Below are 11,073 nucleotides of genomic sequence, written 5' to 3' on the forward strand. Positions count from 1 at the left end.
TGCCGACTTGTGATGTAGCGTCTGCCTTGCGAGCGTGATGCATTGAAGAAAGGTGACGCGGAAGAGAACTTGACTCTGGGGTTCCCCTTGCTCGACGTCCTGCATGTAGATCGTATGAATTCCCCAACGTCCGGCAGGACTTCCCTTGGTCGAGGTCGTACTTCCTCATAAGGAATGACGATGGCCTGTATGAATCTATGTCTGTGGATGCCTATCGCCGCGTCCCGCCCGGTGCGTCGGGCGGCCGGGCGCCGCCGCGAGGACGGATCGCCCCGGGACGTCCCGCCGCCCCCGGAGGGGGTGAGCGGGCGATGAGCGGGGTCGATGAGCGCCCGCCCGACGGCGCCGCGCCCCTCGTCTCCGTGATCGTCCCCTCCTACAACAGCCAGGCGCACATCCTCGAGGCGCTGGAGAGCGCCCTGTCCCAGACCATGGCGGACCTGGAGGTGCTCTCGGTCGACGACGCCTCGCAGGACCGGACGCGATCGCTGGTCGAGGAGCTGGCGCAGCGGGACCGGCGGCTCAGGACCTTCGCCCAGGCCTCCAATGGGGGCGTCGCCCTGGCGCGCAACCGGGGGCTCGCGCACGCCCGGGGCCGCTACATCGCCTACCTCGACTCCGACGACCAGTGGATGCCGAACAAGCTCGAGCGCCAGATCGCCTTCATGACGGAGACGGGGGCGGGCGCCTGCTTCACCTCCTACGAGACGATCGAGGAGAACGGGGACCACCGCAACTTCGTGAGGGTCCCCGCCACGATCGACTACAAGGGGTTCTTGAAGAACACGGTGAGCTGCAGCCACACGATCCTGTTCGACACCCGGATCGTCGATCGCGGCCTTCTTCAGATGCCGGACCTCAGGCGGGGGCAGGACGCGGCGACCTGGCTGGGGGTGATGAAGGCGGGGCACATCCTGTACGGCCTGGACGAGTGCCTGGCCAAGTACCGCAAGACGGCGGGCTCGCTGTCCAGCAGCAAGACCAAGGCCATCCGCCGGACGTGGCACCTCTACCGCGACGTCGAGGGGCTGTCCCGCCCCTACTCCGCCTACTGCCTGTTCTGGCAGCTGGTGCACGCCGTTCAGAAGAGGAGAAGGGACGCATGATGAAAGCGGTGCGACGGGGCGCTCGGAGCGAGGCGCGGAACGCGGGGGCGCGGAGCGTGAGCGTCAAGGACGTCACGCTCGCCATTCTCCCGCATCTGGCGCAGACATGGGTCAAGCAGGCGGTCTACCGCCGGAACTGCCGGCTGGACCCGCACCGGTACCGCGCGGAGCTGGAGCGGTGGTACCGGCTGTCCAAGGGCCGCGACTGCGACCTCGATCACCCCCGGACCATGATGGACAAGCTCCAGTGGCTCAAGCTCTACGACAGCACCCCGCTCAAGGGCAGGGTCGCCGACAAGTACCTGGCCAGGCAGTGGATCGCGGACCGGGTCGGCGAGGAGTTCCTCGTGCCGCTCGTCGGCGTGTGGGACTCGCCCGACGAGATCGACTTCGACTCCCTGCCGGAGCGGTTCGCCCTCAAGGCCACCCACGGCTCCGCCTGGAACATCCTCGTCACGGACAAGGGCGCCCTGGACGTCCGGGGGGCCCGGCGCCGGATGGCGTCCTGGCTGGCCCTGCGGAAGGCGATGATGGGCGGGTTCGAACTGCACTACGAGTTCTGCGAGCCCAGAATCGTCTGCGAGCGGTTCATCCAGGATGAGACCGGCGGACTGCGCGACTACAAGTTCATGACCTTCGACGGGGACGTGCAGTTCGCCATCACCGTCGAGGGCAGGTCCACCCGCAGGGTCCTGGGCACGTACCTGCCCGACTGGACCAGGGCGCCGTTCGAGTACGTCTACGACGAGGGCCGGGCGCCCGACGTCCCCAGGCCGCGGGGACTGGAGCAGATGCTCGCCCTCGCCCGGGAGCTCGGGAAGGGGTTCGCCTGCGCCCGGGTCGACTTCTACGAGGTCGACGGCCGGGTCTACGTCGGCGAGATCACCTTCACCTGCACCAGCGGCCTGTCCGACTTCCGCCCACCCCGCTACGACCTCGAATTCGGTCAGAGGCTGCGCCTGCCCGAGAAGAAGCCGTTCAAAGGCGTCATGCTGTGAGGGCGCGCAGGAGGAGGATCGGCTTCATCGGCCGGATCGACCCCGACGAGACCATGGTCGACGGCCAGACCGTCAAGACCCGCACCCTGTACCGCTACCTGGTGCGCCGCTTCGGCGCCTCCAACATCCGCGTCGCGGACACGCGCGACTACCGCCGCGAGACGGGCCGGGTGGTCCGGGAGCTGCTCCGGTGCCTGCACGAGTGCGACGACGTCGTCGTCCTCCTGTCCAGCGGCGGGCGCAGGACCCTGTTCCCGATCCTGTGGCTCGCCTCCACGGCGCTGGGGGTCAGGATCTACCACGACCTCATCGGGGGGTCCCTGGCCGACGACGTCGAGGCCGACCCCTCGGGCCTCCTGGTGCACTACCTCAACTCCTTCGAGGTGAACTGGGTGGAGACCCGCGCCCTGGCGGACCGGCTCTCCGCCCTCGGGGTGCGCAACGCCTCCCACCTGCCCAACTTCAAGGACGTCGACGACGTCGACGTCGATCCGCACGCCCCGCCGTCGGGGCCCCCCTACCGGCTGTGCACTCTCAGCCGGGTGACGCCCGAGAAGGGCATCGACAACGCCGTGCGGGCGGTGGCGGCGATCAACGGGGACGGGCCGCCCATGGTGACGCTCGACGTCTTCGGCCCGATCGAGCCCTCCTACGAGGAGCGCTTCCGCCGCCTGGTCGACTCCGTCCCGCACGTGCGCTACGCGGGCCGCGTGCCCCCCGAGCGGGCCGCGGCGGCCGTCAGCGGCCACTTCGCGCTGATCTTCCCGACCGAGTGGACCGGGGAGGGCGTGCCCGGCACGATCATCGACGCCATGCACGCGGGCCTGCCGGTGGTGGCCAGCCGCTGGCGCTACTACCACGAGATGCTCCAGGACGGGGTCACCGGCCTGAGCTACGACTTCGACCGTCCCGAGCTGCTCGAGGCGACGATCCGCGAGCTGCTCGCCCTGCCGGACGAGGAGCTCGCCGCCATGAGGCGCGCGACCCTCGAGCGCGCCCGCGCCTACGCGCCCGAGGCCGTCTTCGACGAGATCGCCCGCGCGCTCGCCCGGCCCGCGAAGCCCGCGAGGGCCGCCGGGGGGGCCGGACTCGCGAAGGCGCCCGGGCCCGCCGCGCCCGCGGCCCCCGCCCCCGGGCCGGCCGCCGCGGCGCCGTCGGACGGCGTGCGCGTCATGATCGTCATCCACGGCCTGGAGACCGGCGGCGCCGAGATGATGGTGCTCCACCTCGCCCGCGAGCTCTCCCGCGCGGGCCACCCGGTCCGGGTCGTCTCCCTCCACGGCGATGACACGGACGTGGCCGGGCTCATGAGGCGGGCCGGCGTCGACGTCGTGGCGCTCAACAAGGCCGGGGGGCCCGACCCGCGGACGGTGCTGCGACTGCGCGCGCAGATGCGGGACTTCTCGCCCGCCGTCGTGCACACCCACCTGCCCGTGCTGGAGTACGTGCTGCCCGCGGTGCGCCTGTACGGCCGACGGGTCAAGGTCATCCACACGGTCCACAACATCGCGCGCGAGGAGACCCGCCACCGCGTCCTGAGGGAGGTCAACCGCCTCGCCTTCTCCCACGGGGTGGTCCCGGTCGCCCTCAACGAGGAGGTCAGGTCCTCCATCTGCCGCGAGTACGCCCTGCCCCCCTCCGCGGTCCCCGTCGTGGGCAACGGCATCGACCTCGACGCCTTCCGCGGCCCGCAGCGGCGCGGGCCGCGCGGCGCGGGGGCGCGCCTGCTGTGCGTCGCCCGCCTGGCCCCGGCCAAGAACCACGCCCTGCTGCTCCGGACCGTGGCGCGGCTGAGGGAGTCGGGGCGGGACGTCTCGCTGACCCTGGTGGGCGACGGGCCCCTCCGGGGCGCGCTGGAGGAGCGGGCCCGGGAGCTGGGGATCTCCGAGCGCGTCCGCTTCGCCGGCCGGCGCACGGACACCGCCGCCTTCTACCGCGACTGCGACCTCTTCGTGCTGCTGTCGGACTACGAGGGCATGCCCATGAGCATTATCGAGGCGATGGCCTCCGGGCTGCCCGTGGTGGCCACGCGCGCCGGGGGAGTCGCCGAGCTCGTGGACGACGGCGTCAACGGCGCCCTCGTCGAGGCCGACGCCGCCGCGGCCGCCGGGGCGATCGCCGCCATCTGCGACGACCCGGCCCTGTACGCGAGGCTGAGCGCCGGGGCGGTGCGGACGTCGTCGCCCTACTCCGCAGAGGCGATGATGGAGAAGTACGTTGACCTCTATCGCTGAGCGCGCTCTGGGCGCGGTGCGCCGGACGCTGCCCGCCGTGCTGGACCCCGACCTGCTGCGGCGGTGCTACCCGCTGCGCTACTTCGGGCTGATGGCGGTGTGCTTCGTGCTCATGAGGCCCATCATGGTCGGCCAGACCCCGGCCCTGGCCCCCATGATGAAGGTCCTGACGGCGGTGGTCTTCGCCTGGCTGGTCAACCTCCACATCGTGCGGCGCATACCGCTGTCCACGGCCGTCATCCTGTTCGTCCTCTACCGCCTGGCCTCCCTCCTGCCGACGGTCTACCGCGACGGCGACCTGCTCAACTGGGGCTATGTGACGCTCAGCCAGCTGTCCATCCTCATGCTCATCGAGCTGTACGCCGGGTACGGCCGTCAGGAGCGCAGGAGGCTCCTGCGGGTGCTGACGGACCTGCTGCTCATCTACCTGCTCGTCAACTACGTCATGATCATGACGGGCACGGGCTCGGTGGCCTCCTGGGGGCAGCACGAGTTCTTCGCCCAGCCCTCCTACCTCCTGGGCATCCGCACCCGCGTGACCGACTGCGTGTTCCCCGCGATCCTCCTGGCCCTGCTGTACGACTCCGGCTCCCGCCGGCGCTGGGGCTGGCGGACGGTCCTGGCGATCTCCAGCGGGATCGTGCAGATCATCACGCTGCATGTCGCCACGGCCTGGGTCGGCGCCGCCATCATGGCGGTCGTCTACCTGGCGGTGCGCCTGCACCTGCGCGCGGGCGGTCTGCTCTCCATGCGGGGCGCGACCGTCCTGGGCGTCGCCGTCACGCTCCTGGTCGTCGTCGCCCGGGTGCAGACCTACTTCGCCGCGCAGATCGAGGGGCTGCTGGGCAAGTCGGTCACCATGACGGGGCGCACCGAGCTGTGGGACGCCGCCATGCCGATCCTGGCGGACTCCCCGCTGTTCGGCTACGGCATCAACTCCCAGTTCGGCGCCTTCATCCCCGCCTTCAAGGGGCTGCTGTGGCAGGCGCACAACCAGTACCTCCAGATCGCCTACGACGGCGGCCTGGTGGCCGTCGGCCTGTTCATCGCCCTGCTGTGGACGGCGAGCGCCCGCGCCGACGCCTCCCGGTGCTCCACTCCCGCCAGGGCCGCCTTCATCGCCGTCTACACGGCCATGTCTGTCATGTCCGTCAGCGAGATCTACGTCTACAACATGGGCATGTTCTACCTCCTCCCGTTCCTGGCGAGCAGGCTGGACGAGCTGATGGACGACGGCGGCCGGCCGGAGCGGCCCGGGGCTCGCCCCCGCCCCTCCCTCGTCGTGGCCGAGGCCCCGACGGGGACGATCACGAGGATCCGGTGATGGGCGGATCCAGACCGAGGTCGGGCAGCGCCGTCGACTCCCTCCTGCTGGCCGGCGTCAAATTCGTGACGCTGGGGTCGACCATGGCCAATACGATGATCCTCTCGCGCAGCCTGTCGCTGGAGGCCTACGGCACCTACGCCCAGGGCGTCCTGCTGGTGGCCCTGGGGGCGGACGCGACCGTCCTGGGCCTGGTCGACGCCGTCAACTACTTCTTCAACCGGGACCGCCGCCAGGACGTGGCCCGGGAGTACGTGAACTCGATCTTCGTCATACAGACCGCCGTCGGCCTGGTCACGGCCGTCCTGCTCGTGGCGCTGCGGGGGGCGATCGGGGGCTACTTCTCCAACCCCATGCTCCCGGCGCTCGTCGTCCTCCTGGCCCTGCGGCCGATGCTGACCAATATGACCAGCATGTTCCAGGTGCTCATCATGTCGATCGGCCGGGCGAAGGCGATCGCGATCAGGAACATCGTCTTCTCGGCCCTGAAGTTCACGGCCGTGCTCATCACGGCGCTGCTGACCTCCAGCATCGCGGTGCTGTTCGCCATGCTGCTCGCCCTCGACGCCCTGTCCGTCCTGTGGTTCTGGGACTGCTTCCGCCGGTGGAAGTACATGATCCGCCTCATCCGGCCGCGCTGGGATCGGATCCGCGAGATCCTGGCCTTCTCCCTGCCCATGGCCGTCTACGTCCTGACGGCCTCGCTCATGAGGCAGGTCGGCGAGCTGGTCATCGGGATGCACGAGAGCACGCAGCGCTACGCCATCTACGCCAACTGCGCGACGATCCTGCCCCTCGACGTCGTCTCGGCGTCCTTCCTGACGGTGATCATCCCGATCGTCACGCGCTACATCGCCGCCGGGCGCAAGGACCGGGTCCGCCTCCTGTTCAGGCACTACCTCGCGGTGGGGTACCTGACGACCGTCACCTTCTCCGTCTCCTGCTTCGTCGTGGCCCCCGAGGCCATCCAGGTGCTCTACGGCGCGCGCTACCTGCCCGGCTACGCCGTCTTCTGCCTCTACCTGGTCACCACCATGGTCAGGTTCGCGAGCCTGTCCCTCATCCTCAGCGCGGCCGGCCGGACGAGGACGCTCATGGTCGTCTCGCTGGCGGCCGTGGTGCTCAACGCGGTCCTGTGCGTCGCCCTGTACGCGCTCATGGGCTTCGTCGGCCCGGCGGTGGCGTCGGTCGCGGTCAACGTCGGCATGACGGCGGTCCTCATCCGCCTGAGCCTCAAGGAGATGGACGGGGGCCTGGCGACGGCCTTCGACGCCGGGGCGCTCGGCCTGTACGCCCTGTCGACGCTCGCGGCGGCCCTGGGCGGCTGGGCGCTCAGGCGGGCCCTGGTGGCGCTCGGCCTGCCTGCTCTTGTGATCACAGTGCTCGTTATGTGCGCCGTGTCGGCGGCCGTGCTATTGATCAATATCAAGTCGCTCGCAGCCTCGCTGAGGGCGCTCAACTCGATGAAGTGACGTCGAAGAAGAGGAGGTTCGATGATGGAAGCGGTTGGTTCACGCAATGCGCTTTTTAGGCTCTTCCCAGAACGTCGCCTGGGAACCGGACATCGTGGACTGCGCTGGCTGGATGCGTGCTATGCTTCGCAAGCCTTATGCGTGTACCCCCTGAAGCGTCCGTTGCGGGAAGGCGCCGCTTCTCCCAGTCCTGAATCCTGGTCGGTGATGTGAAGATGACTCTTGAGGATCTCCTCACGCTGACTCGTCAGCGGATCGTCCCCCTGGTGCTGGGTGTGCTGACCTGCACCCTGCTGGCCCTGGGCGTGGCCCTCGTGGCGCCCGTGAACTACACGGTCTCGGCAGTGGCGTACGTGCGGGTCGACGTCTCCGCCGAGGGGAAGGACGATACCGGCACCTACTTCACCGCCTCCCAGCTGGCCAACCAGAAGGTCGACGCCGTCGTGCCCGTCTTCACCTCCGAGGCCGTGGCCCAGAGGGTCGTGGACTCCCTGGCCCTCAAGACCACCCCGGCCCAGCTGGCCAGGACCCTGACGGCCAACCATGAGAACGGCACGCTCAACGTCACCGTCTCGGCGAGCGCGTCGACGGTCTCCGAGGCCCAGAAGATCGCCGACGAGGTCGTCAACCAGGCGGGGGCCGAGCTCAAGCGCCTCGAGGGGGACGGCTCGCCGGTCGACGTCGTGCTCATGTCCTCCGCGAGCCTGTCGAACCCGGTCCGCTCGCCGTCGATCGCGAAGTACCCCGCCATCGGATTCGCCGTCGGACTCGTGCTCAGCTACGCGTGGGTCGTCGTGCGCGAGCTGTCCGACAAGAGGATCCGCTCCGTGGCGGACGTGTCCGAGATCATCCACGGCCCGGTGCTCGGCGCCGTGCCGACGTCGGACTCGATCCTCAACGGCCGCGGCCTCCAGGCGGTGGACGTGAGCGCGGAGGAGGAGTTCCGCAAGCTGCGCACCAATCTGCGCCACGTGCAGGTCAGCGCGGGCAAGCGGGTCTTCGTCGTCTGCTCCCCCGCGCGGCGCGAGGGCAGGTCGACCGTGGCCATCAACCTCGCGCGGGTCATGGCGCTGTCGGGCCAGCGGGTGGTCCTCGTGGAGGGCGACCTGCGCGAGCCGATCCTGGGCGAGGTCTTCGCCCTGCCGCCCCAGCGCCCGGGTCTGGCCCACCTGCTCATCGGCGCGGCCACCCTCGACCAGGTGATGGTGAGCACCTCCGTCCGCGGGCTCCAGGTCATCCCGGCCGGCGCCGCGCCCTCGAACCCCTCCGAGCTCCTCGGCTCGGCCCGCATGTCCGACCTGCTGACCTACCTCGCCTCCGACTACGTGGTCATCGTCGACTCCCCGCCGGTCCTGGAGTTCACCGACGGCGTCGTCATGGCCGAGCACGCCGGCGGCGTCCTGCTCGTCGCCGGCGTGGGCCGCACGGCCCAGGACCAGCTGCGCCGGGCGGCGCAGGCCATCAAGCAGGGGGGCGGCACGATCATCGGGGCCGTCCTCAACCGGGCGTCGTCGGCAGCCCTGACGGTCCGCGGGCCGCGCCGGGGCCCCGGCGAGCGCACGACCGTCGACGCCGCCCCCGTCACCCCCGTCGCCCCCGCGCCCTCCCCGTCCGAGACCCGGTCCGGCGTGAGCGAGGTGGTCGCCCTCAGGCGCCCCGCCGGGGACCACCGCACCAGGCGCGCCAGAAGGCGCGACGCCGCGGAGGGGTGAGGCCGATGCCCGCCGCCGGCGCGCCCCCGCGCGCGTCCCGGGCGCCGCCGACGGGGACGACGGCGATCGCATCCGCGGCCCGTGAGACGGCCCGGCCACGCACTGCGCTCCCGACCTCCCCGGCTCCCCCCTTGCGCCCCTGCCACCGACAACCGACGGCGTCGCGGCGGCCCGCTCCGGCGGCCGCGCCCGCGCCGTCCCGCCTCAGCCGTCACCTGCGGCATGATGCACTGAGACCTGGGAAGTGCTAATGACTCATCCATCTACTCCCCGTCCGATGCCGGGCCTCGGCGTCAACGGGCCGGGAACCGTTTTCCCGCGGCGCCTGCGCGCGGGCGACCTGGCGATCATCGTGGTCGTCATCGGCGGCGTCCACATCCTGAGCCTCGCCTGGAGCGCCGACCCGCAGAGCGCCGCCGTGCGCGCGAGCGCGCTGCACAGCATTGTGCTCGGCTGCGTCATCACGGGCAGCTGGGCCCTCCTGCTCGCGGGGGCCAAGACGTACCGGGAGCAGATCCTGGGGCACGGGGCCGGCGAGTACCGGCGCGTGGTCGGGGCGACGGTCGCCGAGTTCGCCGGGATCTGCCTGCTGCTGCATCTGATCGAGGTGCCGGTCCCCGGCGGGTACTTCCTCGTGGCGCTGTGCATCGGCGTCGTGGCCCTCGTCGTGTGGCGGTGCCTCGCCCGGCGGCGCCTGGTGAGGGCCCGGCTGCGGGGGAGGTTCACCCAGCCGACCTTCGTGGTGGGGCCCACGGGCTCCGTGGCCCGGACCATCACCGACCTCGAGCGCAGGCCCGGACTGGGGCTGAGGGTCTGCGGCGCCTTCGTCTCCGACGACGAGTGCGCCCGCACGGAGCGGGTCCGGCGCGTGCCCGTGCTGGGGGGCGTCAAGGGCCTGCGCGAGACCATCGGCGCCTCCAACGGGATCGCCGTCGTCATCGCCCGGGACTCCGGCCTGACCCTCGCCGCGATCCGCGACCTCAGCCGGGACCTGGGTCCGGGGAGCAGGCTCATGATGGTCGCCCCCCGGCTCGACGTCGTCGGATCCCGCCAGCGCCAGTGGTCGGCCGACGGGCTGACCCTCGCCGAGGTCCGCCGCCCCCGCCCCGACGGCGTCAAGCGCCTGATCAAGCGGGCGATGGACCTCGTGCTGGCGAGCGTCCTGTGCGTTCTGGCCCTTCCGCTGTGGATCGTCGTCCCGCTGCTCATCTGGCGCGAGGACCGCGGGCCGGTCATATTCCGGCAGACCCGCGTCGGCCTGGACGGCAAGGAGTTCCGGATCTGGAAGTTCCGCACCATGCGGGTCAACGCCGACGCCGAGCTGGCCGGACTGCTGTCCGAGCAGGGGCGGTCGGGCAAGCCGCTGTTCAAGATCGACGACGACCCCCGGATCACGAGGATAGGCCACTTCCTGCGGCGCTCGTCCATCGACGAGCTCCCCCAGCTGTTCAATGTCATCGGGGGCTCCATGAGCCTGGTGGGGCCGCGCCCGCAGGTGCCCAAGGAGGTGGCGCTCTACGACGAGACGGCCGCGCGCCGGCTCCTGGTCAAGCCCGGGCTCACGGGCCTGTGGCAGGTCAACGGGCGCTCGTCGCTGACCTGGGAGGAGGCGCTGCGCTTCGACCTGTTCTACGTGGAGAACTGGACGCCGGTCATGGATCTGATGATCCTGCTCAAGACGGTCGGGGTCGTCCTGCGCCGGGAGGGCTCCGCCTGACGCGGGCCGGGTCGCCGGCTCCGGCGTCCGGCCTGCTCCTCTCGGGCCCGGGCCTGCTCCTCCGCCCCGGCCGGGTCCGCGAGCACGTCACTTAACCCGCGAGATCGTCACTTAACCCGCGAGCACGTCTGCTAGAGGTACGTGCTCGCGGGTTAAGTGACGATCTCGCGGGCCGGGCGGCGTCGGACCGGGGTCAAGTCCCTTGGTGTGGTGTTCTTCCGGTCAGGTGGTGATGGCGGGCAGGGCGGCGCGGTCGCTGGCGCTGTTGTCGGCCTGGAGCATGTCGGTCAGGTGTCGCAGTGAGGTCTGGGACAGGTAGCGGCGTTCGCCGTACTGCCACTCCTCGTGCTGCTCCAACAGGACGGATCCGATCAGGCGGGTGACGGACTCGCTGTCGGGGAACACCTGGACGACGTCTGCTCGGCGCTTGATCTCGCGGTTGAGGCGCTCGATGGGGTTGTTGGACCAGATCTTGGTCCAGTGCTCGCGGGGGAAGGCGGCGAACGCGGT

General features: G+C 70.6%; 8 protein-coding genes. 7 read left to right on the forward strand and 1 reads right to left on the reverse strand.

Annotated elements, in window-relative coordinates:
- Window positions 1–311: 311 nt before the first annotated feature.
- From G446_RS0104530 to G446_RS0104560, 7 genes are all read left to right on the forward strand, one after another.
- Entirely contained in the window at window positions 312–1,106 is a 795-nt protein-coding gene (locus G446_RS0104530; RefSeq protein WP_051285646.1) for a glycosyltransferase family 2 protein, read from the forward strand.
- A gap of 56 nt (window positions 1,107–1,162) precedes the next feature.
- A complete protein-coding gene (locus G446_RS0104535; RefSeq protein ID WP_026409249.1) occupies window positions 1,163–2,104 on the forward strand; it encodes an ATP-grasp fold amidoligase family protein in 942 nt (313 codons plus the stop codon).
- Window positions 2,101–4,338, forward strand: a complete 2,238-nt coding sequence (locus G446_RS0104540; RefSeq protein ID WP_026409250.1) for a glycosyltransferase family 4 protein — start codon at window positions 2,101–2,103, stop codon at window positions 4,336–4,338. Before G446_RS0104535 ends, G446_RS0104540 begins: the two co-directional genes overlap by 4 nt.
- Entirely contained in the window at window positions 4,322–5,662 is a 1,341-nt protein-coding gene (locus G446_RS0104545; RefSeq protein WP_156916520.1) for an O-antigen ligase family protein, read from the forward strand. The genes G446_RS0104540 and G446_RS0104545 overlap by 17 nt, the downstream gene beginning before the upstream one ends.
- Complete coding sequence (locus tag G446_RS0104550; RefSeq protein WP_026409252.1) at window positions 5,662–7,134, forward strand: oligosaccharide flippase family protein; 1,473 nt, start codon at window positions 5,662–5,664, stop codon at window positions 7,132–7,134. Before G446_RS0104545 ends, G446_RS0104550 begins: the two co-directional genes overlap by 1 nt.
- Window positions 7,135–7,349: 215 nt before the next feature.
- On the forward strand, window positions 7,350–8,846 hold the full coding sequence (locus G446_RS15975) for a tyrosine-protein kinase domain-containing protein (RefSeq protein WP_084778994.1): 1,497 nt from the start codon (window positions 7,350–7,352) through the stop codon (window positions 8,844–8,846).
- A gap of 277 nt (window positions 8,847–9,123) precedes the next feature.
- The gene (locus G446_RS0104560; RefSeq protein ID WP_026409253.1) at window positions 9,124–10,563 is read left to right on the forward strand and encodes a sugar transferase; all 1,440 of its coding nucleotides are present in this window, start codon (window positions 9,124–9,126) and stop codon (window positions 10,561–10,563) included.
- Window positions 10,564–10,785: 222 nt separating this feature from the next.
- Here G446_RS0104560 and G446_RS0104565 read toward each other — a convergent pair.
- Window positions 10,786–11,073: IS256 family transposase (locus tag G446_RS0104565; RefSeq protein WP_026409254.1), on the reverse strand; the 288-nt coding region annotated here is incomplete at its 5' end.

This window comes from Actinomyces dentalis DSM 19115 (assembly GCF_000429225.1).
Classification (GTDB): Bacteria; Actinomycetota; Actinomycetes; order Actinomycetales; family Actinomycetaceae; genus Actinomyces; species Actinomyces dentalis.